Origin of the sequence: Microbacterium sp. BH-3-3-3 (assembly GCF_007679045.1) — a bacterium.
GTDB classification, from domain to species: domain Bacteria; phylum Actinomycetota; class Actinomycetes; order Actinomycetales; family Microbacteriaceae; genus Microbacterium; species Microbacterium algihabitans.
Map to the genome: position 1 here is coordinate 1,631,232 of NZ_VEFS01000001.1, position 22,009 is coordinate 1,653,240.

Annotated in this window: 19 protein-coding genes; 14 read left to right on the forward strand and 5 right to left on the reverse strand. The window is 72.5% G+C overall.

Annotated elements, in window-relative coordinates; translation table 11 throughout:
* Positions 1–146 precede the first annotated feature (146 nt).
* The 3 genes from menC to FS769_RS07675 all read left to right on the forward strand — a co-directional run bounded on the left by menC (position 147) and on the right by FS769_RS07675 (position 7,619).
* Positions 147–1,280: an o-succinylbenzoate synthase gene (gene menC, locus FS769_RS07665; RefSeq protein ID WP_144831570.1), complete on the forward strand. Its 1,134-nt coding sequence runs from the start codon at positions 147–149 to the stop codon at positions 1,278–1,280.
* Between the two features lie 99 nt (positions 1,281–1,379).
* Complete coding sequence (locus tag FS769_RS07670) at positions 1,380–2,768, forward strand: glycine--tRNA ligase (RefSeq protein WP_144831573.1); 1,389 nt, start codon at positions 1,380–1,382, stop codon at positions 2,766–2,768.
* A 171-nt stretch (positions 2,769–2,939) separates the two neighbouring features.
* A complete protein-coding gene (locus tag FS769_RS07675; RefSeq protein WP_144831575.1) occupies positions 2,940–7,619 on the forward strand; it encodes an SCO7613 C-terminal domain-containing membrane protein in 4,680 nt (1,559 codons plus the stop codon).
* Positions 7,620–7,683: 64 nt separating this feature from the next.
* On the opposite strand, the gene FS769_RS07680 is transcribed toward FS769_RS07675, so the two are convergent.
* The 3 genes from FS769_RS07680 to FS769_RS07690 all read right to left on the reverse strand — a co-directional run bounded on the left by FS769_RS07680 (position 7,684) and on the right by FS769_RS07690 (position 10,111).
* On the reverse strand, positions 7,684–8,259 hold the full coding sequence (locus FS769_RS07680; protein WP_144831578.1) for an HhH-GPD-type base excision DNA repair protein: 576 nt from the start codon (positions 8,257–8,259) through the stop codon (positions 7,684–7,686).
* Between the two features lie 212 nt (positions 8,260–8,471).
* Entirely contained in the window at positions 8,472–8,753 is a 282-nt protein-coding gene (locus FS769_RS07685; protein WP_144831581.1) for a hypothetical protein, read from the reverse strand.
* Positions 8,754–8,779: 26 nt separating this feature from the next.
* Positions 8,780–10,111, reverse strand: a complete 1,332-nt coding sequence (locus tag FS769_RS07690) for a glutamyl-tRNA reductase (protein WP_144831584.1) — start codon at positions 10,109–10,111, stop codon at positions 8,780–8,782.
* Between the two features lie 100 nt (positions 10,112–10,211).
* On the opposite strand from FS769_RS07690, the gene hemE reads away from it, so the two are divergent.
* The 11 genes from hemE to cofD all read left to right on the forward strand — a co-directional run bounded on the left by hemE (position 10,212) and on the right by cofD (position 20,222).
* Entirely contained in the window at positions 10,212–11,249 is a 1,038-nt protein-coding gene (gene hemE / locus FS769_RS07695; RefSeq protein ID WP_144831587.1) for a uroporphyrinogen decarboxylase, read from the forward strand.
* Positions 11,246–12,751, forward strand: a complete 1,506-nt coding sequence (locus FS769_RS07700) for an NAD(P)/FAD-dependent oxidoreductase (protein ID WP_144831590.1) — start codon at positions 11,246–11,248, stop codon at positions 12,749–12,751. Before hemE ends, FS769_RS07700 begins: the two co-directional genes overlap by 4 nt.
* 111 nt (positions 12,752–12,862) lie before the next feature.
* On the forward strand, positions 12,863–13,264 hold the full coding sequence (locus FS769_RS07705) for a hypothetical protein (protein ID WP_144831593.1): 402 nt from the start codon (positions 12,863–12,865) through the stop codon (positions 13,262–13,264).
* 4 nt (positions 13,265–13,268) lie between these two features.
* Entirely contained in the window at positions 13,269–13,679 is a 411-nt protein-coding gene (locus FS769_RS07710) for a phage holin family protein (RefSeq protein ID WP_144831596.1), read from the forward strand.
* Positions 13,669–13,947, forward strand: coding sequence for a hypothetical protein (locus tag FS769_RS07715; protein ID WP_144831598.1), 279 nt, complete (start codon positions 13,669–13,671; stop codon positions 13,945–13,947). Before FS769_RS07710 ends, FS769_RS07715 begins: the two co-directional genes overlap by 11 nt.
* 127 nt (positions 13,948–14,074) lie before the next feature.
* A complete protein-coding gene (gene hemQ / locus FS769_RS07720; protein ID WP_144831601.1) occupies positions 14,075–14,746 on the forward strand; it encodes a hydrogen peroxide-dependent heme synthase in 672 nt (223 codons plus the stop codon).
* The gene (hemC, locus tag FS769_RS07725; protein WP_144831604.1) at positions 14,743–15,741 is read left to right on the forward strand and encodes a hydroxymethylbilane synthase; all 999 of its coding nucleotides are present in this window, start codon (positions 14,743–14,745) and stop codon (positions 15,739–15,741) included. Before hemQ ends, hemC begins: the two co-directional genes overlap by 4 nt.
* On the forward strand, positions 15,738–16,553 hold the full coding sequence (locus FS769_RS07730) for a uroporphyrinogen-III synthase (protein ID WP_144831607.1): 816 nt from the start codon (positions 15,738–15,740) through the stop codon (positions 16,551–16,553). Before hemC ends, FS769_RS07730 begins: the two co-directional genes overlap by 4 nt.
* Positions 16,550–17,533: a porphobilinogen synthase gene (gene hemB / locus FS769_RS07735; RefSeq protein ID WP_144831610.1), complete on the forward strand. Its 984-nt coding sequence runs from the start codon at positions 16,550–16,552 to the stop codon at positions 17,531–17,533. The genes FS769_RS07730 and hemB overlap by 4 nt, the downstream gene beginning before the upstream one ends.
* A gap of 103 nt (positions 17,534–17,636) precedes the next feature.
* Positions 17,637–18,977 carry a glutamate-1-semialdehyde 2,1-aminomutase gene (gene hemL, locus FS769_RS07740; RefSeq protein WP_144831613.1) on the forward strand — a complete coding sequence of 447 codons (1,341 nt, stop codon included), beginning with the start codon at positions 17,637–17,639 and terminating at the stop codon, positions 18,975–18,977.
* 279 nt (positions 18,978–19,256) lie between these two features.
* Positions 19,257–20,222, forward strand: coding sequence for a 2-phospho-L-lactate transferase (gene cofD / locus FS769_RS07745; RefSeq protein WP_144831616.1), 966 nt, complete (start codon positions 19,257–19,259; stop codon positions 20,220–20,222).
* A gap of 13 nt (positions 20,223–20,235) precedes the next feature.
* Here cofD and cofC read toward each other — a convergent pair whose 3' ends face one another.
* Positions 20,236–20,871 (reverse strand): 2-phospho-L-lactate guanylyltransferase, encoded by a 636-nt coding sequence (cofC, locus tag FS769_RS07750; protein WP_144831619.1) that lies wholly within the window; start codon positions 20,869–20,871, stop codon positions 20,236–20,238.
* Positions 20,872–20,959: 88 nt separating this feature from the next.
* Positions 20,960–21,970, reverse strand: a complete 1,011-nt coding sequence (fgd, locus tag FS769_RS07755; RefSeq protein WP_144831622.1) for a glucose-6-phosphate dehydrogenase (coenzyme-F420) — start codon at positions 21,968–21,970, stop codon at positions 20,960–20,962.
* Positions 21,971–22,009: the final 39 nt, after the last annotated feature.

Genomic DNA, 22,009 nt, shown 5'->3' on the forward strand with positions numbered 1-22,009 from the left:
CGGTCGCGGCTGCCCGTCTCGCGTGCACAACTCCGGAAATGGCCCCGATTCCGTCCCCGTTCTCCGCCGTCCACGAGCGTGCGGCCCCGATTCTCCGGAGTTGTGCACGCCGCACCCTCCTCCCAGACGGGCGCTAGCCTGCCGTCATGCCGCTGATCCGCCCCGCCGCGCCCGTGACCCTCGATGCCGTGGAACTGCGCGTGCTGCACATGCCGCTCGTGTCGCCCTTCACCACCTCGTTCGGCACCGAGACGGTGCGCGAGGTGATCGTCGTGACCGCCGAGACGCCCGACGGCCGCGGCTGGGGAGAAGTGGTGACGCAGTCCGAACCGTCGTACTCCAGCGAGTACACGCAAGGCGCGTGGGACGTGCTCACCCGATTCCTCGCCCCGGCGCTGCTGGAGCGTCGGACCGTGGCGCCCGAGGAGGTCGCCGGAGCGCTGCACCACGTCGTCGGCCACCGCATGGCCAAGGCCGGTCTCGAGCTCGCGGTGATCGACGCGGCCCTGCGCGCCGAGAACCGCAGCTTCAGCGAGTACGTCGGTGCCGAGAAGGATCGGGTGCCCTCGGGCGTCTCGGTCGGCATCCAGAGTGACCCGCAGGCTCTCGTCGAGGCCGTCAGCGGCTACCTCGACGAGGGTTACGTGCGCATCAAGATCAAGATCAAGCCCGGTCGCGACATCGACGACACGGCCGCCGTGCGCGCGGCCTTCGGCGGCATCCCGCTGCAGGTCGACGCCAACTCCGCCTACACGCTGGCGGATGCCGACACCCTCGCCGAACTGGACCGCTTCGACCTGCTGCTCATCGAGCAACCCCTGCAGGAAGACGACCTGGTCGATCACGCGACCCTCGCGAAGCGCCTGTCGACGCCCGTCTGCCTCGACGAGTCGATCGTGAGCGACAAGGCCGCCGCCGACGCCCTGGCCCTCGGCTCCGCCGCGATCATCAACATCAAGGCCGGTCGGGTGGGCGGGTACCTCGAGGCCGTCGCGATCCACGACCGCGCGCTCGCTGCGGGCGTCCCCGTGTGGTGCGGCGGCATGCTCGAGACCGGCATCGGCCGCGCCGCCAACGCCGCCCTCGCGGCCCTGCCCGGATTCACGCTGCCGGGCGACATCTCGGCATCCGCCCGCTTCTACACCCGCGACATCGTGACCGAGCCCGCGGTGATCGACGACGGACACGTGCGCGTACCGACCGGTGCGGGGCTCGGTGTCGAGATCGACGAGGCCGCGCTGGAGGCGTTCACCGTGCGCCGCGAGCGGATCACGCGGTGACGCCCGGCGGGCGACCAGGCGGGCGCGGGCCGCTTCGATAAACTGGTGCCTGCGCTCTCGCGCTCGATCCCCACACCTTTTCCGACCATTGGAGCCACCGTGGCCGAACAGTCCCGCCTCGACAAGGTCATCGCCCTCGCCCGCCATCGCGGATTCGTCTTCCAGGCCGGTGAGATCTACGGCGGTTCGCGCTCCGCATGGGACTACGGCCCCCTCGGCACCGAGCTCAAAGAGAACATCCGCCGACAGTGGTGGCAGACCTTCGTGCGCGGCCGTGGCGACATGGTCGGCCTCGACTCGAGCATCATCCTCCCCAAGCGGGTGTGGGAGGCCTCGGGTCACGTCGCGACCTTCACCGACCCGCTCGTGGAGTGCCTGCACTGCCACAAGCGCTTCCGCGCCGACACCCTCATCGAGGACTTCGAGGCCCGCAAGGGACGCAAGGCCGAGAACGGCCTCGCCGACGTGCCCTGCCCCAACTGCGGCACCAAGGGCCAGTACACCGAGCCCAAGTCGTTCTCGGGCCTGGTGAAGACCTACCTCGGCGTCGTCGACGACGAGTCGGGCCTGTACTTCCTGCGCCCCGAGACCGCGCAGGGCATCTTCGTGAACTTCTCGAACGTGCTCACGGCGTCGCGTCGCAAGCCCCCGTTCGGCGTCGGCCAGGTCGGTAAGGCCTTCCGCAACGAGATCACCCCCGGAAACTTCATCTTCCGCACGCGCGAGTTCGAGCAGATGGAGATCGAGTACTTCACCCCGCCGGCCGAGGCGAACGAGTGGTTCGAGCACTGGGTCGAGGCGTGCTGGAACTGGTTCATCGAGCTCGGCATCGACCCCGAGAACATGAAGCGTTTCGACGTGCCCGAAGATGACCGCGCGCACTACTCCGCCGGCACGATCGACGTCGAGTACCGCTTCGGCTTCCCGGGTAAGGAGTGGGGCGAGCTCATGGGTGTCGCCAACCGCACCGACTACGACCTGAAGAGCCACTCCGAGGCCTCGGGCCAGTCGCTCACGTTCTTCGACCAGGCCTCGGGCGAGAAGTACACGCCCTACGTCATCGAGCCCTCGTTCGGTCTGACCCGCGCGATGATGGCCTTCCTCGTCGACGCGTATCGCGAAGAAGAGGTGCCCAACGCCAAGGGCGGCACCGACACCCGCACGGTGCTCAAGCTCGACCCGCGCCTCGCTCCCGTCAAGGTCGCCGTGCTGCCGCTCTCGCGCAACGAGCGCCTGTCGCCGCTGGCCCGCGAGGTCGCCGACACGCTGCGCGCGGCCGGCTGGAACATCGACTTCGACGATGCCGGTGCGATCGGCCGCCGCTACCGTCGTCAGGACGAGATCGGCACGCCCTACTGCGTCACCGTCGACTTCGACTCGCTCGACGACAACGCCGTGACGGTGCGCGACCGCGACACCATGGGCCAGGAGCGCATCGGCCTCGACGCGCTGCACGGCTACCTCTCGGAGCGCCTGCGCGGAGCCTGATCGCCCGTTTCACGCCGCTTTCGCGGCGGAGCATGTACCGGATGCCGTGACCTCGAGGCCGCGGCATCCGGTTTCTCTTTCCGTGGGTGCGGGTGGCGGTCCGCGGACAACCCCCGGGCAGGTCGGAGGTCTTCGCTAGCCTGGGGCGACGACCGACGCCGAGGGGGCACGATGACGGAAGTCGATCACGGGGGAGCACTGCCGGGCATCGCCTGGCCCACGCAGCCGGGGGCGCTCGTCGACACCTCGCGCTGCCCGTCGTGCTTCGCACCCATCACGACCTCGCCGTGCCCGCGCTGCGAGCTCGACCTGACCGATGCGCGCACCGCGCGCGTTCTCGACCTGTCGCGCCGCATCGTCGAGCTGGTCGACGAGCGGGCCGACGCCCTGTTGCGGATCCACCGCGACGCGGTTCCGGTGGCTGCTGCGGGTGCGGCGGACGAAGAGTCCCCGGTCCCGTCGATACCGCTCGCGCCGGCGTCCACGCTGGTGCCGGAGGCGGGTCCTGCGCCCGGGGCGGGGCCTTCATCCGGGGCCGCGCCCGAGCCCGCGCCGCCGGAGGAGCTGCATCCTGTGCTCCCCGCCGCGGCAGCCACCGCGGTGTGGGAGCCGCCGACCGTCGTCACGGCCGCCGCGCCGGCTGTCGAGGCCGCGCCCGGCTCCGCGCCGCCTGTCGCTGCTGCGCCCGGCTCCGCGCCGCCTGTCGCTGCTGCGCCCGGCTCCGCGCCGGCTGTCGCTGCTGCGCCCGCCGCCGCGCCGCCCGTCGCTGCCGCGCCCGCCGCAGCGGCATCCGGGTCCGTGCCGCCGTCCGCCGCTGTACCGCCGGTCGTGCCGCCGCCCGGCGTGGCACCCCCCGTTTCCGACCCCGCCCGGCCGCGCCGCTCGGGCGTGCAGGTGTTCCTGCTCTCGGTCGGCGTCGTGCTGCTTGCGGTGGCCGCGGCGTTCTTCCTGACGGTCGCGTGGATCAACGGCGGCCTCGTGCTGCGCTCGATCGTCATCGCGCTCGTCACGGCGGGCGTGATCGCCACGGCATCGATCCTGCGGCGGCGCGGACTCGGCGCAACCGCCGAGGGCATCGCGCTGCTCGGCATTGCCTTCGTCGGGCTCGATGTATGGGCCGTGCGCGCGAACGACCTGGGGGCGACGGCCGACGTCGACGCCGCCGTCTACTGGGGCGCCACGACGACGGTCGCCGGCGTCGTGTTCGTGGGGTGGGCGCGTCGGTCGCGCCTGCGCGCCCCGCTGTCGGCCGCGGTCTTCGCCCTCGCGGTCGGTCCTGCGATGCTGGCCGCGGGCCTGCTCACCCGCGACGCGGCGTTCGGCTGGTGGGCCTGGGGACTGGTGCTGGTGGTCGTGGCTCTCGCGGCCCCCTTCGCCCCTCGGCTCGCCCGCCCTCGCATCGCGCTGACGGTCGAGACGGCGATCGTGCGCGGCCTCTCCGCCCTCGGCGCGATAGTCGCCCTCGCGATGTCGCTGCTCGTCGACCCCGCCAACACCGCGACCCCCGTGATCCTCGCGGGTGCCCTGGCCCTCGCCCTCGCCGTGCACGCGTGGTCGTTCGCGCGGCAGGGGGCCGCGCGGCTCGCGCCGCTGGCCGCGGTCGCGGCCGTGCTCGCCCTCGGCGTGGGCATCGCCGGCACCGTCGCCCGCGCCGCCGATGCGACGCTGGCGGCGACAATGCCCGTGCTCGTCGCGGGCGCCGTGGCGCTCGTGCTCGACGTCGCCGCGCGGCGCAGCGCCGCCGGTGTGGGTCGCACGACCCTGCACTCGGCCGCTCTGTCGGCCGCCGTCGCCGCGGGCCTGGCCGCTCTCGTGCCCCTCGGCTGGGCGCTGCTGTCGTTCGGGGCTCCGCTGCGGTGGGTCATCGCGATCTTCGGGCGATCCGCCCTCGAGGCCGATGCTCCGGATGCCACGTCGACCGCCGCCGTCATCGCCCTCGTGGCGCTGGTCGCCCTCGCGATCCTCGTGTGGCGGATCTTCGGGGGCTGGGCCGAGCGTCGCGGCCTCGCGCTCGGCATGGCCGCGACCGTCGCGCTGCTCGCGGGACCGCAGCTGCGCGTGCTGCTCCTCGTCGTGGTCTGGTACCTCGCGATCGCGGTCACGGCTGTCGTCGTGCTGCGGCGTCGCCGCGGTGACATCGGCCTCGCGGCAGTGGTCGGCACCCTGGCTCTCGGCACGGGGTGGCTGCTGTCGTTCTCGTCTCCTCTCGCCTGGGCCCTCGCAACGGTCGTCGCCCTGGGAGTGCTCGCCGCCGTCGCGGGGGCGCATCCGACGCTGCGCGTGCCCTCGACCGTCGCCGTGGTGCTGTTCGCCGCGGTCAGCGCTCTGTTCGCACCGACGGCGCTCCGTTCCGGAACCGGAGTGGTGATCGAGGGCGCCTCTCCCTTCACGGTCGCCCTCGCCATGGGCACCCTCGCGCTGCTCATCGGGGTGGTCCCGCTCGCTCGCCGGCTCGGTCTCGACTCCGCCCAGCGCGAGGCGGGGGCGCTCACCGCTCTCGCGGTCGTCGTCGTGGCGGGTGCCCTCGCCCTGCTCACGCGCTTCGTCGCGGCGGCGGACGACTGGCGACTCGATCTCGCCGGCATCGTCCCCGCCGCCCGCGCGATCGACGTGTGGCTGCTCGCCTCCGCCGCCGTCGCGGCCGCGGCGTGCGCGGTGGTGGTCTCGCCGCCGTATCGGTCGTGGCGCGTGGCCCGCCCCGCCTCCGCCGTGCTGGTGCCGCTGCTGGTCGCGACGGCCGCCGGCGCCGTGCTCCGACTCGTCGACGCGGATCCGCTCGCGCGGGCGGTCGTGCTGGGGGCGATCGCCGTGATCGCGGCGGCGGTGGCCCTGCGGGCCCTCCGCGACGATCGGCCGGTGCGCGTCTTCCTCGACGCGGGCACGGCGATCGTGGTGCTCCTCTCGATCGTCGGCGTCCCCTCCGACGGCGTCCGCTGGATTCCGCTGCTGCTAGCCGCCGTGACCGCCGTGCTGTGGGCGACGGATGCCGACGGCCTCTTCACCTCGCGTGGAGCGCGTCGGCACCTCGTCTGGCTCGCGCTCGTCTTCGGGGCCGTCGCCCTGTGGACGCGCCTGTTCTGGGCGGACGCCGAACCCGTCGAGCTCTACACGCTTCCCGTCGGCCTCGCGCTGCTCGCCCTCGCGGCGGGACACGAACGCGCGCGGCGCCTCGTCGCGGGGCGCTCGGCCGCCGTCCCCGCGGTCATCGCCGCGTCGGGTACGACGCTGGCCCTCGTGCCCACGGCTCTCGCCGACCCGGCCGATCCGACCCGCGCGGTCGTCATCGCCCTGGTCTCGGTCGCCGTCCTCGTGCTCGGAGCCTGGTTGCGTCCGCCGCGCACTCCCGACGAGCTCCCCGTGGCGGTCGGCTCCGCCGGGGCGCTCGCCCTCGTGCTGCTCACGGTCTCGCAGATCGGGCACGCCATGTTTCGACCGGACCTGGGCCTCGTCGATCTCGTCGTGCTCGTCACGGCCGCGGCGATCCTGGCCGCCGCTGCGGGGCTGGCCCGCCGCGCGTCGACGTGGGCCCCGGCGATCGCGCGAGCCGTAGCGGTGACGGCGGTGATCGTCTTCGCGCTCGGTGAGACCGTGCTGGTCGCGGCCGGTGAGGGGGCGATCGTCCGCGCCGTCGGTGCCGTCGCGCTGATGGGTGCGCTCGGCGTCGTCGGCCTTCGTCTCGCTCGTCCCGTGCTGGGGGCTCCGCTCGCCGGTGCGGCTCTGGGGGGAGCGGCCCTCGTCGCCCTCGTCGGCGTCGCTGCCGACGTGCGGCCGATCGAGTGGATGACGGTGCCCCTCGCCCTGGCGTGGGTCGCCGGCGCGCTGCTGTCGCGCTCCCGCCCGCTCCCGCCCGTCCTCGTCGCGCTGGCCGCGGTGGGCCTCGCCGTCGGACTCCTGCCCTCGGCCGCGCTCGCGGACTCGTCGCTGGTGCGCGCTCTCATCGTGATGGTCGCGGCGGTCGCGGTCGCGGTCGTCGGGGCGGCGCTGCGGCTGCGCGGCGCGCTCGCGCCGCTCGTCGTGCCCGTCGTGGTGGTCGGTTCACTCGCCCTCGCCCTCGCCGCCTCCCTGCGCGCCGTGCGAGAGCTCACCACCCCGCTCTTCGACGTCTGGATGCTCGTCGCCACCGTGCCCCTGGTGGGAATCGCGGTGCTGCTCGTTCTGCATCGCCGCGATGTCACGCGGGCGCTACCGACCGCCCTCGTCATCGCGGCTCCGGCGGTCGCGGTCGTGCTCTCGATCCTCCGGCTCTCGGCGACCGGCGAAGGTTCGCTGCGGCTGGTCGTCACCCTCGCCGCCGTGCTCGCCATTGGGCTGTGCTGGCGCGCTTCCTCGGCGATGCTCGTCTTCTGGTCGACCTTCGGAGCGGCCGCGGTCCTCGCCGTCGCGGCGTTCGCGATCGGTGCCGCCGACCCCGTCGAAGCGGCCACCGCTCCGCTCGCGATCGCCCTGGTCGTCCACGGCATCCGTTCGCTTCGACGCCGTCCGCCCCTGCGCACCTGGCCGACCCTCGGCCCCGGTCTCGTTCTGCTGCTGGTGCCCTCGTTGCTGTTCGACTTCACGGCCGACAACGCGCTGTGGCGCGCGATCGCCCTCGGCGTCGTGGCCCTCGCGGTGCTGTTGGCGGGGGTGCGTCTTCGGTGGCAGGCTCCGGTGCTGCTCGCCGGCATCGTGCTCATCGTGCATGCCGTCGCGCAGCTGTGGCCGTGGATCTCGGCTCTCTATGTGAGCGCGTCCGGCCTGCTGTGGGTCTGGATCGGCATCGCCGGAGCCGTGCTCATCTTCGTGGCGGCCACTTACGAACGGCGCATCCGCGAGCTCAAGGCGGTGGCTCTGGCGATCCGGTCGCTGCGCTGAGCCGGCGGGCCGCCGAGGAATGAGCCGGATCGGTCGACCGCAGCTTCATCGCCTGGGGAGGGAGTCAGCCCTTCGCTTCCTTCGCGGCGGCCTTCGCGGCGCGCTTGTGCTCGCGCACCTTCGTCAGTGACTCCGGGCTCACGATGTCGGCCACCGAGCGGAACGACCCTTCTTCGCCGTACGGCGCGGAGGCCTCGCGCCACCCGGCGCCGTCGAAGCCGCGCTGCTTGCCGAGCAGGGCGAGGAAGATCTTCGCCTTCTGCTCGCCGAAGCCCGGCAGGGCCTTCAGGCGCTTCAGCACGGTCTTGCCGTCGGGGTCGTCGCGCGTCCAGAGGTTCTCGGCCTTGCCGTCCCAGTCCTGCTCGATCGCCGCGCAGAGCGCCCGCACGCGCCCCGCCATCGATCCCGGGTAGCGGTGGACGGCGGGCGACTGCGAGAACGCGGCGGCGAACTCGTCGGGATCTTGATGAGCGATCGCACCTGCGTCGACCGACCCCGTGCGCTCCTGGATCTTCAGCGGGCCCGCGAACGCCGTCTCCATGGCGACCTGCTGGTCGAGCAGCATGCCGATCAGCAACGCGAGCGGATTGGTCGACAGCAGCTCGTCGGCGGCCGGGTCGTCGGTGATGCGCAGGCTCATGCGTTCATTCTCCCGCGCACCCGAGCGCGCGGGGCGCTCGCGCGCTCGACGGCGCGCTCGGGGGGAGTCGACTGTGCCCGAAATCGCCGAGACTGCAACTCGCTGACAAAGGGGGCGTCACCCTGCAGCGGAGATGTCAGCGAGATGCAGTCTCGCGCTCTGAGCGATTTCGCGCTCCCGTGACCCGGCACCCCGCGCCCCCGGTTGTGCGCTCAGGCGGGTTCCGCGATCCACTTGCGGGCGAAGGGCACGGCATCCATCTCGAGCAGATCCTCGGCCGCCTCGCTGATCTGCACCTCGAAGTGCGCGACGCTCCCCGGCTTCAGCCGCTTCACGAGCGAGCCGTCGACGCGGCGGATGACCGTCTCGGTCACCGAGGGCGCGTCGTCCTCGATGTGCAGCAGGCCCAGGGCGAACGTCGCCACCCAGCGCAGCGCGTTGCCCCGGCGGGGTTCGCCCGCGACGACGTAGACCTCGGATGCCGGAGTGCTCACGGCATCCATCCTGCCCGAGGGGGGAGTCAGCCCGCGTCGGCGATCTCGCCGCGCGCGGGAGCGACGGGCTCGGCCACTTCGATGCCGAACAAGGCCGACAGCGCGTCGATGTACTCGTCGGCGCGACCGGTCTCGGCGAGCTGGTGCGCCCGTGTGGTCGGGGTGTGCAGCAGCACGCCGACGAGGTGGCGCAGGGCCTGCTCGGTCTGGCCGTTCTCGTCGCCGCGGGCGCGCACACGGGCGACCTCGGTGTCGAGCACCCCGAAGACGTGGGCGCGCAGGGCGACGACGGCGGGGGTGATGTTCTTGCGCTCGCCGACCGAGGTGAAGCGGCGGGCGGCGTCGCGCACGAGGTCGCGCGCGGCATCCGTGGCCTGGAGCTCTTCGAGCGGGGCGTGCAGGCGGATGGTCTCGAGGTCGAGCAGGTCGACACCGGGCACGGTGGCCACGTCGGGGTCGACGTTGCGGGGCAGGCCCAGGTCGATCACGAGGCGACGCGCGGTGTGGTCGACGGGGCATACGCCGGTGCTGTCGTCGACGGCGGTCTCGTAGGCCCCGCGTCCGGCGGCGAATGTCGCGGCGCTGACGACGTGGTGCTCGCTCGTGGTGCAGGTGATGACGAGGTCGGCGTGCGCGACGGCCGAGGGGAAGGTCTCGGCCGAGATCGCGCGCAGCCCGTGCTTCGCGGCGAACTTCGCGGCGCGGCCCGAGGGGGAGTGCACCGAGATGTCTTCGGCGCCCTGGTCGCGCAGGGCGGCGACGGTGGCGGCGGCGTAGGCGCCGGTGCCCACGAGCAGCACGCGCAGGGTCGACCAGTCGGCGATGCGGCTGTCGGCGAGCTCGAGGCCCAGGCGCACGAGCGAGCGGCCCGCGCGACCGATCGCGGTGTGGTTCTTCACGCCGCGCTGCGCCTCGGAGGCGCGCTGGAACAGGCGCTCGAGTTCGGCGGAGGTGGTGCCGAGCTGACGTGACTCGGTGAGTGCGCGACGCACCTGACCGGCGATCTCGCCCTCGCCGACGACGACGGATTCGAGACCGGATGCCACCGAGAACAGGTGCTCGGCCACGTCGTCGCCACCGAGCACGGTGTATGACCCCTCGAGCTCGCTCGCGGGCACGCCGGTGGCGGCTTCGATCGCGCTCAGGGTGGCGTCGATGCCGAGGGCGACGGCCGCGGTGACGGGCTCGTCCATGTCGACGTAGGCCTCGAAACGGTTGCAGGTCGCGACGACGACCGCACCCTGCACGAGATCGTCGTGCGCGGCAATCAAGGGAGCGACGGGGGTGCTGGGTACGCTGAGCCGCTCGAGGAGCTCGAAGGGCGCGGTCTTGTGACTCGCGCTGACGCACAACAACACGTGGATATTCTACGCCCGGCCTCCTCGGGGTATTCCGGGTGGCCTCTCGACGTCAAGGCATCGCCCTCGCGCTCAGGGGTCGGATGGGAGGATGGATGCCATGGCCACACCCGACGCGCCCCTTCTCCGTGCCCTCCGCGGCGACCGTCCCGAACGCCAGCCCGTGTGGTTCATGCGCCAGGCGGGTCGCTCCCTTCCCGAATACCGCGAGCTGCGAGTGGGCACGCGCATGCTCGACGCGTGCCTGACGCCCGACCTCGCCGCCGAGATCACGCTGCAGCCGATCCGTCGACATGACGTGGATGCCGCGATCTTCTTCAGCGACATCGTGGTGCCGTTGCGGCTGGCTGGTGTCGACGTGGTCATCGAGCCGGGGCGCGGTCCGGTGTTCGCCGATCCCGTGCGCACCGCCGCCGACGTCGAGCGCGTCACCTCGATCGATCCGGCCGAAGTCGCCGCCGCGGCCGACCCGATCCGCGAGGCCGCCCGCCGGGTGACGGCCGAGCTGAGCGACCAGGTGCCGCTCATCGGCTTCGCCGGCGCTCCGTTCACGTTGGCCGCGTACCTCGTCGAGGGCGGTCCCTCGAAGGAGCATCTGCGGGCCCGCGGCATGATGCACGCCGATCCGCAGTCGTGGCACCGTCTCGCGGGGTGGCTGGCGAAGGTGTCGCGGGCGTTCCTCGACGCGCAGATCGACGGCGGCGCCCAGGCGGTGCAGCTGTTCGACTCGTGGGCGGGATCCCTCTCGACTGCGACCTTCCGCGAGTTCATCGCGCCGCACTCCACCGAGGCGCTCGAGGGCATCGAGGGGCCGCGCATCCACTTCGGCGTCGGCACGGGCGCCTTCCTCGACGACATGCGCCTGGGGGGCCTGGCCGACGCCGTCGGCGTGGATTGGCGGATGCCGCTCGACGAGGCGGCCGCGATCGTCGGCCCCGACGTGACGCTGCAGGGCAACATCGACCCCGCGCTCCTGGGGGCGCCGTGGCCCGTGCTGGCCGCCCACGTCGACGACGTGCTCGCCCGCGGACGTGCGGCCCGTGCCCACGTGCTCAACCTCGGTCACGGCGTCCCGCCCGACACCGACCCCACGGTGCTGACGCGCATCGTCGCCCGGGCCCACGGAGAAGACGCGTGAGCGAGTCCCTCGACCGGCTCGTGCGCCAGGCCCATGACACGCACGTCGTCGTGATCGGCGGCGGCGTCTCGGGCCTCGTCGCCGCGCGCGAGTGCGCGAAGGTCGGGCTGCGCGTGACGGTGCTCGAGGCGACCGACGTGCTCGGCGGCGTCGTCCGCTCGGCCGAGGTCGGTGGAATGACGCTCGACGTCGGTGCCGAGAGCTTCGCGACGCGCGGCGGGATCGTGCGCGGGCTCCTCGACGAGCTCGGTCTCGCGGGCGAGGTCGTCTCGCCGAACCCGGCCGGTGCGTGGGTCGCGGGCGTGCCCGGGGTCGGGGCGGCGCCCCTCCCGAAGGGCGGGGTGCTCGGCATCCCGGACAATCCCTTCGCCCCCGACGTGCGACGCGTGATCGGCTGGCCGGGTGCGTGGCGCGCCTATCTCGATCGCCTGCGTCCGCCGCTCACGATCGGCCACACGCACAGCCTCGGCAAGCTCGTGGGCTCGCGCCTGGGCGCGCGGGTGCTCGACCGTCTCGTTGCGCCGGTCACCAGTGGGGTCTACTCCGCGCGGCCCGACGACATCGACGTCGATCTCGCCGCTCCCGGCCTCAACGCCGCGCTCACGCGCGTCGGGTCGCTCACCGGTGCCGTGGCCGAGCTCCGCGCGAGCCGCCCCGCCGCGCGTCCGGCCGACGCTCCGGCATCCGACGTGCCCGTCGCGACAGGGGCGGGCAAGGCTCCCGCGCCGGGCGGCGCCGTGCAGGGGATCGTCGGGGGCATGTCGCGCCTGGTCGACCGGCTCGTCGAGGTGCTCGAAGAGGCCGGGGTCGAGCTGCGCCGCGGTGTGGCCGCCGAGAAGCTCGAGCGCACGAGCGACGGCTGGGCGGTCGTCACCTCGGTCGACGAGAAGCCGCTCGCGGCGCGCGCCGTGCTCGTCGCCCTCCCCGAGGGCCCGGCCCGCGAACTGCTCGCCCCCGTCGTGACGGGCCTCGAGATCGGCGACCCGGTCGCTCCCGTCGTCGAGGTGGTGACGCTGGTGGTGAACGCCCCGGTGCTCGACGCCGCTCCGCGCGGAACCGGAGTGCTCACGGTGCCCGGCAGCCACGTCGCCAAGGCGATGACGCACTCGAGCGCCAAGTGGGACTGGGTGCGCGACGAGGCCGAGCCCGGCGTGCACGTCGTGCGCGTCTCGTTCGGCGCGCAGGGCGAGGAGCCCGCCACGGCGGCACTCGACGACGCCTCCGCCGCCGACCTGGCGCGCACCGAGGCCGCGGCGATGCTGGGCGTGGAGCTCCCGGCATCCGCCCTGATCGACTCCCACCGGGTGCGGTACGTGCAGTCGCAACCCGCGGCCACGATCGGCCGCGCCGCCGCGACGTCGGCCGCGCGCGCCGCGGTCCGTGCCGTCGACGGCCTCGGTGTCACGGGCGCGTGGGTGTCGGGCACGGGGCTGGCGCAGGTCATCCCCGACGCGCGCGACGAGGCCGACCGCGTGCGCAGCGCCGCTCTCTGGCGCACCTGAGCGCCCGCGCCCTCGTGCATGGGCGTCGTGCTGTCAAGGGCGGATGCCGGACGCGGCATACGTGACTACTGTGAGAGTCGACCAGCACTCGATCGAGCGTGAGGAGACCCCATGAGGGGCAAAGCAGCACTCGTCGTCGGACTCGTGGCGGGCTACGTGCTCGGAGCACGCGCCGGCCGCCAGCGGTATGAGCAGATCAAGACGCAGGCCGGCAAGGTCTGGGACCAGCCCGTCGTGCAGGGACAGGTGGAGAAGGTCAAGGCGTTCGGCGTCTCGGCCCTCAAGTCCGTCCCCGGCGTGGTGTGGAAGGGCGCGAAGTCGGTCACCGGTGCCGCCAGCGGCTCGGGCACCGTGCAGGAGCGCGCCGAGCGCGCCGGTCGTGCCGCGAAGCAGTCGGCCCACGAGGTCGCCGACGTGGTCGAAGACTCCGTCGACGACGCCAAGCGCGCCGAGAAGTCCGCCACCACGCGCGCCAAGGCAGCTCAGGGTGGTTCCGGCGCGTCCGGGAGCTGACCGCATGACCACTCCCCGCGGATTCCGCGATCGTTCCGACGACAGCCTGTTCACGCTGATCGGGGACATCCCCGAGCTCGTGCGCAACCTCGTCGTCGCCGAGATCAACGGTGCCAAGGCCTGGGCGCAGCGCACGGCGAAGGACGCCGGGATCGGCGCCGGTTGGTTCGTGGGCGCCCTCATCGTGGTGTTCTGGGCCATTCCGGTGTTCTTCGCCTTCGTCATCGCCGGGCTCTCGTCGTGGTGGCCGGTGTGGCTGTCGGCGCTCGTCGTGTTCGCGGTGATGATCGTGATCACGGCGATCCTCGCTCTGCTCGGATACCTGCGGTTCAAGAAGCTCGCGAACCGCGAGAACCCCGGCACGGCCATCTCCGAAGACGTCCGCATCGTGAAGGAGGCCCGCGATGAGTATTGATCGCCCCGTCCCCGTTCCCCGCACCGCGGTCCCGCTGGGCATCACCGACCCCGTGAAGTCGGCTCGCGCCGAACTCCGCGCGGCCCTGGCAGCGATCGAAGTGAAGGCCAACGCCCCGCGTCGCGCGAGCGAAGCCGTCGAGCGCAAGGTGCAGGAGTTCCGCACCAAGGCGCAGCAGAACCCCGAGGTGGCCATCGCGGCCGTCGCCGGTGCGGCGGCCCTCGTCGGCCTCGCCGTCTGGGGTCTCGTGCGCGCCTACACGCGCTGATCCGTCTCGAAGCGGCCCGTGTCCTCCCGGACCGGGCCGCTTCGGCGTTCGCGCGGGGAGTCCTGCGGTGGTTCACCGCCGAGTCAACGGGTTTGGACCCCTGCCCCGACGAGACGAGACTAGGAGCATGTCCGATGACAGCTCCTCTTCCGTCTACACGCTCTGGGCCGTGTTCCGCCGCGACCCCGAGAACCCCGTCGTCGCCTCCGAGGCGACCGAGCTGGCCGACCTGGTCTCGCTCATCGAGGCCGACGGCGTCACCGTCCGCGGCTTCTACGACGTCAGCGGCCTGCGCGCCGACGCCGACCTCATGGTCTGGCTGCACGGCGAAGACCCCCAGGCGCTGCAGCGCGATCTGCGCCGCCTGCGCCGCACCGAGCTGCTGAAGAACCTCCTGCCCACGTGGAACGCGATGGGCGTGCACCGCGACGCCGAGTTCAACCGCTCGCACGTGCCCGGCTTCCTCCGCGGCATCGAGGCGCAGCAGTGGCTGTGCCTCTACCCCTTCGTGCGCAGCTACGAGTGGTACCTGCTGCCCGAGGCGGAGCGCCGCGAGATGCTCATCGAGCACGGCAAGAAGGGCTCCGCCTACAAGGGCGTCATCGCCAACACGGTGGCCTCGTTCGCCCTCGGCGACTACGAGTGGCTCCTGCCGATGGAGGCCGACGTGCTCACCGACCTCGTCGACATGATGCGCGACCTCCGCTACACCGAGGCCCGTCGTCACGTGCGCGAGGAGGTGCCGTTCTACACGGGCCGTCTGGTCTCCCTCGACGAGATCCCCGAGATCCTCCAGTGAGCGCGCCTCTGCGCCTCGGCACCCGCCGCAGCACCCTGGCGATGGCGCAGTCGCAGATGGTCGCCGACGCCGTGGCCGCGGCATCCGGTCGCCCCGTCGAACTGGTCCCGATCGTGTCGGAGGGCGACGTCAACCGCGCGTCGCTGTCTCAGCTGGGCGGGCGCGGCGTCTTCGCCAACGGTCTGCGCGAGGCGCTCGCCGCCGATCGATGCGATTTCCTCGTGCACTCGCTGAAAGACCTGCCGACGCAGCAGCCCGACGGCCTGGTGATCGCCGCGACCCCGACGCGTGAAGACGCTCGCGACGTCGTCGTGACGCGCGACGGTGTTCCCCTGGGCTCTCTCGCCCCGGGCGCGCGGGTGGGCACGGGTTCGCCCCGCCGCATCGCTCAGGCCTCGCGGCACAACCCGCGCCTCGACATCCGCGACATCCGCGGCAACGTCGACTCGCGCCTCGCGCGCGTGCGCGACGGCGAACTGGATGCCGTGATCCTCGCCGCCGCCGGCTTGTCGCGGCTCGGGGGAGACCTCGGCGGTCTCGAGGCCGAGGCCCTGGGCCTGTCGGAGTGGCCCACGGCTCCCGGCCAGGGATCGCTCGCCGTCGAGACGCGCACCGACATCGACCCCGAGATCCTCGCGGCCCTCGCGCAGCTCGACGACGAGGACACCCGGGTCGCGATCACCGCGGAACGCACGGTGCTCTCGGCGCTCGACGCCGGGTGCAGCGCCCCCGTCGGCACGCACGCCTCGCTCACCGAGGGTGATCTGCGGCTGCGGGCCGTGGTCTATGCGCTCGATGGAACGCAACGGATCGGCATCGACCGAACCGTGCGTCTCTCGCCGGGGTATGGTGGGGAAACGGGCAGTGGCAATGGAGCGGATGCTGCCGACGACGGGGGAACGATCGCGCGAGCGGCGCGAGCGGGCCGAGAAGCCGCGCGTCGGTTGCTCGAACGTGGGGCGGCCGACCTGGTACCACGAGAGTCGACCACATGAATGAAGGCCACTGGAACACGCCGAACCCCTCGACGGGCGGCGTGCCCAAACCTCTGTCCGGTCGACGCGTGCTCGTGCCGCGCGGAGGCCCCTGGGGCGACGGCGTCGCCGCCAGCCTGCGTCAGCTCGGAGCCGTTCCGGTCATCGCTCCGCTGATCAACTTCGCGCCGACGAACGACCAGGCCACCCTCGACCAGGCGCTCGCCGACCTCGCCGACGGCGCCTTCGACTGGCTGACCCTGACCAGCGCCACCACCGTCGACGTGCTCTACGCCTACAAGGCCGTGATCCCCGCGCAGACCAAGGTCGCCGTCGTGGGCGAGACCACGGCCGCGGCGATGCAGGCCGTCGGCTACCACGTCGACCTCGTGCCCGAGCGTGACAACTCCGCACAGGGCATGGCCGAGCAGATGATCGCGATCGAGACCGAGCCGCGCAACGTGCTGACCCTGCGCAGCGAGATCGCCAAGCCCGTGCTCACGCGCCTGCTCATCGAGGCCGGGCACAACGTGCGCAGCGTCGTCGCGTACCGCACGGTGGGCGTGCCCGTGACCGAGAAGATCGCGGCCGACGTCACCTCGGGTCGCATCAACGCCATCCTGGTCACCAGTGGCTCGGTCGCGGAGCAGGTCGTCGACCAGTTCCCCGAGATCCCGGCATCCACCGTCATCGCCGCCATCGGCCCCCGCACCGCCAAAGACGCCAAGCGCGCCGGTCTGAGCGTCGACGTGGTGGCCGAGACCCAGACCGTCGACTCCCTCATCGAAGCCGTCGCCCGCTTCCCCCTGCACTCCGACGAATCGACCTCATGAGCTTCCCCGAGCACCGCCCGCGGCGCCTGCGCCGCACCCCCGCCGTCCGTCGTCTCGCTCGCGAGACCCACCTCGTGCCCTCGCAGCTCGTGCTGCCGATGTTCGTGCGCGAGGGCATCACCGAGCCGAGCCCGATCGGTTCGATGCCCGGCATCGTGCAGCACTCGATGGACTCCCTCCGCCGCGCGGTCGCCGAGGCCGCCGAGCAGCGCATCGGCGGGGTGATGCTCTTCGGCGTGCCCGAGGTGCGCGACGCGGTGGGCTCCGGCGCCGACGACCCGAACGGCATCCTGAATCGCGCCACCGAGGCCGTGGTGGCCGAGGTCGGCGATGCGGTGGTCGTGCAGACCGACCTGTGCCTCGACGAGTTCACCGATCACGGGCACTGCGGCGTCCTCCGTGACGACGGGGCCGTCGACAACGACGCGACCCTCGAGCGCTACACCGCGATGGGCCTCGCCCAGGCGCGCGCGGGCTCGGCGATGCTGGGGCTGTCGGGGATGATGGACGGCCAGGTCGGCGCGGTGCGCGAGGCGCTCGATGCCGAGGGCTTCACCGACACGTTGATCCTCGCCTACTCGGCGAAGTACGCGGGGGCGTTCTACGGCCCGTTCCGCGAGGCCGTCGACTCGCAGCTGAAGGGCGATCGCCGCTCGTACCAGCTCGACCCCGGCAACGGCCGCGAGGGCGTCCGCGAAGCGCTGCTCGACGTCGAAGAGGGCGCCGACGTCGTCATGGTCAAGCCGGCGCTGCCGTATCTCGACGTGCTCGCCGACGTGAAGGCCTCGGTCGACGTGCCCGTGTGGGCGTACCAGGTGTCGGGCGAGTACGCGATGGTCGAGGCGGCTGCGGCCCACGGCTGGATCGACCGCCAGGGCGCGATCATGGAGAGCCTGCTCGGCATCCGTCGCGCCGGCGCCGACGCGATCCTGACGTACTGGGCGGTCGAGGCCGCCCGCTGGCTCCGCGCCGAGCTCTGAGCTGTCTCCTCTCACACGCGAGGGGTCCCTTCTCGTCGCCTGGACGGCGTCGAAGCGACACTTTTCGACCCCTCACTCAGGGGCGCCCGGAAGAATGGATGCCATGACCGATCTCAACGACCAGTGGTTCGCTCGCGCCAAGGACGTCATTCCGGGCGGAGTCAACTCGCCGGTGCGCGCGTACGGCTCCGTGGGCGGCACGCCGCGGTTCGTGCAGTCGGCGTCCGGCCCTCGGATCACGGATGCCGCGGGTCGCGAGTACGTCGACCTCGTCGCCTCGTGGGGTCCGGCCCTGCTCGGCCACGCGCACCCCGAGGTGGTCGGGGCGGTGCAGTCCGCGGCATCCCGCGGTCTGTCGTTCGGTGCTCCGACGGGGGCCGAGGTCGAACTGGCCGATCTCGTCGCGCAGCGCGTGCAGGTCGGAGACCTGAAGCCGATCGAGAAGGTGCGTCTGGTGTCGACCGGAACCGAGGCGACGATGACGGCGATCCGTCTCGCGCGCGGCGTGACCGGTCGCGACCTGCTGATCAAGTTCGCCGGGCACTACCACGGCCACTCCGACGGCCTGCTGGCCGCCGCCGGATCGGGCGTCGCGACCCTCGCCCTGCCCGGGTCGGCCGGTGTTCCCGCGCCCATCGCCGCGCAGACGCTCGTGCTGCCCTACAACGACCTCGATGCGGTGCGCGAGGTGTTCGAGGTGCACGGCGAGAACATCGCCGCGATCATCGTCGAGGCCGCCTCGGCCAACATGGGCGTCGTCCCGCCGCTCCCCGGCTTCAACGCCGCCCTCGCCGACATCGCGCACAGCCACGGATCCCTGCTGATCATGGACGAGGTGCTCACCGGATTCCGCGTGCACCCGGCCGGTTTCTGGGGTCTGCAGGCCTCGCAGGGCGAGCGCTACCTGCCCGACATCCTCACGTACGGCAAGGTCATCGGCGGCGGCATGCCGCTGGCGGCCCTCGCTGGTCGCGCCGAGATCATGGACCACCTCGCGCCCCTCGGCCCCGTGTACCAGGCGGGCACGCTGTCGGGGAACCCGCTGTCGGTGGCCGCCGGTCTCGCGACCCTGCGCCTGGCCACTCCCGAGGTCTACGCCGCGGTCGACGCCGCGGCCACGCAGGTCGCCGATGCGCTGAACGCGGCGCTGACGGCCGAGGGCGTCGTGCACGCCGTGCCGCGCGCGGGCTCGTTGTTCGGCGTCGCGTTCCTGCCCGAGATTCCCCTCGACTATGCCACGGCGCTCACGCAGCAGTCCTACCGGTACGCGCCCTTCTTCCACGCGATGCTGGATGCCGGGGTCTCGCTGCCCCCGAGCGTGTTCGAAGCCTGGTTCCTCACCGCCGCCCACGACGAGGTCGCCCTCGAGCGCGTGCTCGAGGCGCTGCCGGTCGCGGCGAAGGCTGCCGCGGAGGCGCTGGATCCGACGCTGCTCGCGCAGTAGCCGGGATCATCCTCGAGGAGGACCCGTTTCGTCCGTTGCGATGATGTGCGACGGATGCCGTGCGGCGAGGCTGGAACCATGCTTCCCGCACCTCCCGCACCGTCCGTCCTCTCGCCGCTGTTGTCGCGGCTCGCGGCGTGGTGGCCGACGCCGATGGCCCCGCGTCGGCGTCGCGCGACGTGGCAGCCGCTGCGTGGCGGTGCCGCGGTCGATGCCCGGTCGAGCTGAGCGACACCGGTTCCGGTCGATCGCCCTCCGTGCGGCTGGAAGACTGAACCAATGCTTCCTCCCCAGCCCCGTGTCGTCGTCCTCGCCGGTGGAGTCGGGGGGTCGAAGTTCACCCTCGGCGTCCGCGCGGCCCTCCGCCGGCTGAACGCCCCCGAGGCCACCGTCGTCGTCAACACGGGCGACGACCTGTGGCTGTCTGGTGTGCGTCTGCAGCCCGACGTCGATTCGATCACGTACGCCCTGGCCGGCGTCAACGACACGGAGCGCGGCTGGGGTCGGGCCGGTGACACCGAGCGCGTCAACGAAGAACTCCAGGCGTGGGGCGCGGGCTGGCCGTGGTTCACGCTCGGCGATCTCGACCTCGGCACGCACCTGGCGCGCACGGGGTGGCTGCGCGACGGACTCACCCCGACCGAGGTGCTCGCGCGCATGGCGCAGCGGTGGCCGCTCGGCATCCGGATGCTCCCCATGACCGACAGCGAGGTCGACACCCACGTGCTGCTCGACGACGGCGGGCGCCTGCACTTCCAGGAGTGGTGGACGCGCCACCGCGCGAAGCTCACCCCCCGTGCCTTCGAGAACCCCGGGATCGCGGATGCCGTGCCCGCGCCGGGCGTCGCCGAGGCCATTGCGGCGGCCGATGTCGTCCTGATCGCACCGTCGAACCCCGTCGTATCGATCGGTCCGATCCTGGCGGTTTCAGGGATCCGGGATGCCGTGCGGCAGACGTCGGCGAAAGTGGTCGGCGTCTCGCCGATCATCGGCGGGCGGGTCGTGCGCGGCATGGCCGACGTCTGCCTGACCGCGATCGGGGTCGAGACCTCCGCCGCGGCCGTCGCCCGGCACTACGGCGCGCGGTCGGCGGACGGCGTGCTCGACGCGTGGCTGCTGGCTGAGGAGGACGCGGCGGGGGCACCAGAGGTGGAGGCCGCGGGGATCCGCGCCGTCGTCACCCCGCTGTGGATGCGCGACGAGGCGACCTCGGCCGCGATCGCGGAGGCAGCGCTCGGGGCCTGAGGCTCCGGCCCGGTCAGGCCGCAGCCGCAGACAGCACCGCCGACGTCCGCGGACCCACGCCGAGCGCCACGGCCTCGGACAGCTGGGCCGCCGTATCGACGTCGCGGTGCAGCGTCGAGTCGCGCTCCACGGCCAGATCGGTGCAGCCGAGTAGCCGGTGACGGGCGGCGGAATCGGGGCCGAAGGCCGAGACCCACACCGCCCCGGCGCGGGCGGTGACGAGCGTAGAGCCCGTGCCCTCGGCATCCGTCACCAAACCCCGTTCGACGGATGCCGCGAGCTCGAGCGCGGCGTCGAGATCAGCGGGGCGCAGGGCGGGGACGTCGCCGAGTAGCGCGGCCCGCGGGACGCCGACCCCGGCCGCCTCGGCGCCGAGGGCGATGGCGGCGTCGAGACCGCGGGTGTCGCCCTCGGGCACCACGGCGACGGTGCGCGAGCGGCGGAACTCGGAGCGGACGCCCTCATCGTCGGTCACGACGATGACGCGCGACACCAGATCGGCGGCGGCCGCGGCGACGATGGTGTCGAGCGCGATGGCGCGCGCGAGGGTCTCGCGGTCGGTGCCGACGTCGGTGAGTCGGGTCTTGCCGACCGCGGCGGGCTTCACCGGCACGACGATCGTCCAGCCGGAGGTGTCAGGAATGCTCATCGGCTCCATTGTGTGCCGACCGTCCGACATTCGCGTGCGGGGGTGGCGGGGTGCCGCGAAATGTGCAGCCCCGCGCCACCCCGGCGCCTCACGCGAACCGCTTGCGCAGGCGGGGCAGGATCTCCTCGCCGTACATGTGCAGGAACTCCTTCTGGTCGTGCCCGGGGTCGTGGAACACGAGGTGGCGGAAGCCGAGGTCGACGTACCGCGCGATGCGCTCGACGTGCTCGTCGGGGTCGGTCGAGACGATGAAGCGCGAGGCCGCGCGCTCGATCGGCAGCTCGTTCGCGAGGCGCTGCATCTCGATCGGGTCGTGCACGCTCATCTTCTCTTCGGCGGTGAGCGCGAGGGGGGCCCAGAAGCGGGTCTTCTCCATCGCGGTGTCGTGGTCGGGGTGGTATGACACCTTCACCTCCATGAGGGTGTCGACGTCGTCGCGCGACCGGCCGGCCTTCGACAGGCCGTCGTCGAGGGCGGGCAGCAGCTTCTCGGTGTAGAGCTCGGGGTCTTTGCCGCTCGTGGTGATGTAACCCTCGGCGATGCGGCCGGCCAGACGCGTGGCCGCGGGTCCCGAGGCGCCGATGTAGATCGGCACCTTCTGCTCGGGGCGATCGTAGATCGTGGCGTCCTTGACCGAGTAGTACGTGCCCTCGTAGGTGACGCGCTCGCCGGCCCACAGCTCGTTGATGATCGTGATGGCCTCTTTGAGGCGCTGGAAGCGCTCGGGCGGCTCGGGCCACTCGAGACCCAGGGTCACCTCGTTGAGCGCCTCGCCGGTGCCGACGCCCAGCACGACGCGGCCGGGGTACATCACGCCGAGGGTCGCGAACACCTGCGCGATGACGCCGGGGTGGTAGCGGAAGGTCGGGGTGAGAACGCTCGTGCCGATGATGACGCGCTCGGTGCGCGCGCCCAGGGCGCCGAGCCAGGGCAGAGCGTTGGGGGCGTGACCGCCGTCGTGCATCCACGGCTGCAGGTGGTCGGAGAGGAAGACGGAGTCGAAGCCGACCTCCTCGGCCAGCACGCCGAATTCGAGCAGCTCGTTGGGCCCGAACTGCTCGCTCGAGGCCTTGTAGCCGAATCTCAGGGGAACGCTCATGAGTCTCCTTCTGCGTGACGCGCGCACGGGCGTGCGCGA

Coding starts and splice junctions, on each gene's coding strand:
- hemE (WP_144831587.1), top strand. CDS start 10,212: ATGGCCACACCCGACGCGCCCCTTCTCCGTGCCCTCCGCGGCGACCGT.
- FS769_RS07680 (WP_144831578.1), bottom strand. CDS start 8,259: ATGAGCCTGCGCATCACCGACGACCCGGCCGCCGACGAGCTGCTGTCG.
- fgd (WP_144831622.1), bottom strand. CDS start 21,970: ATGAGCGTTCCCCTGAGATTCGGCTACAAGGCCTCGAGCGAGCAGTTC.
- cofD (WP_144831616.1), top strand. CDS start 19,257: ATGCTTCCTCCCCAGCCCCGTGTCGTCGTCCTCGCCGGTGGAGTCGGG.
- FS769_RS07730 (WP_144831607.1), top strand. CDS start 15,738: ATGAATGAAGGCCACTGGAACACGCCGAACCCCTCGACGGGCGGCGTG.
- hemQ (WP_144831601.1), top strand. CDS start 14,075: ATGTCCGATGACAGCTCCTCTTCCGTCTACACGCTCTGGGCCGTGTTC.
- FS769_RS07710 (WP_144831596.1), top strand. CDS start 13,269: ATGACCACTCCCCGCGGATTCCGCGATCGTTCCGACGACAGCCTGTTC.
- hemB (WP_144831610.1), top strand. CDS start 16,550: ATGAGCTTCCCCGAGCACCGCCCGCGGCGCCTGCGCCGCACCCCCGCC.
- menC (WP_144831570.1), top strand. CDS start 147: ATGCCGCTGATCCGCCCCGCCGCGCCCGTGACCCTCGATGCCGTGGAA.
- FS769_RS07705 (WP_144831593.1), top strand. CDS start 12,863: ATGAGGGGCAAAGCAGCACTCGTCGTCGGACTCGTGGCGGGCTACGTG.
- FS769_RS07715 (WP_144831598.1), top strand. CDS start 13,669: ATGAGTATTGATCGCCCCGTCCCCGTTCCCCGCACCGCGGTCCCGCTG.
- cofC (WP_144831619.1), bottom strand. CDS start 20,871: ATGAGCATTCCTGACACCTCCGGCTGGACGATCGTCGTGCCGGTGAAG.
- hemL (WP_144831613.1), top strand. CDS start 17,637: ATGACCGATCTCAACGACCAGTGGTTCGCTCGCGCCAAGGACGTCATT.
- FS769_RS07675 (WP_144831575.1), top strand. CDS start 2,940: ATGACGGAAGTCGATCACGGGGGAGCACTGCCGGGCATCGCCTGGCCC.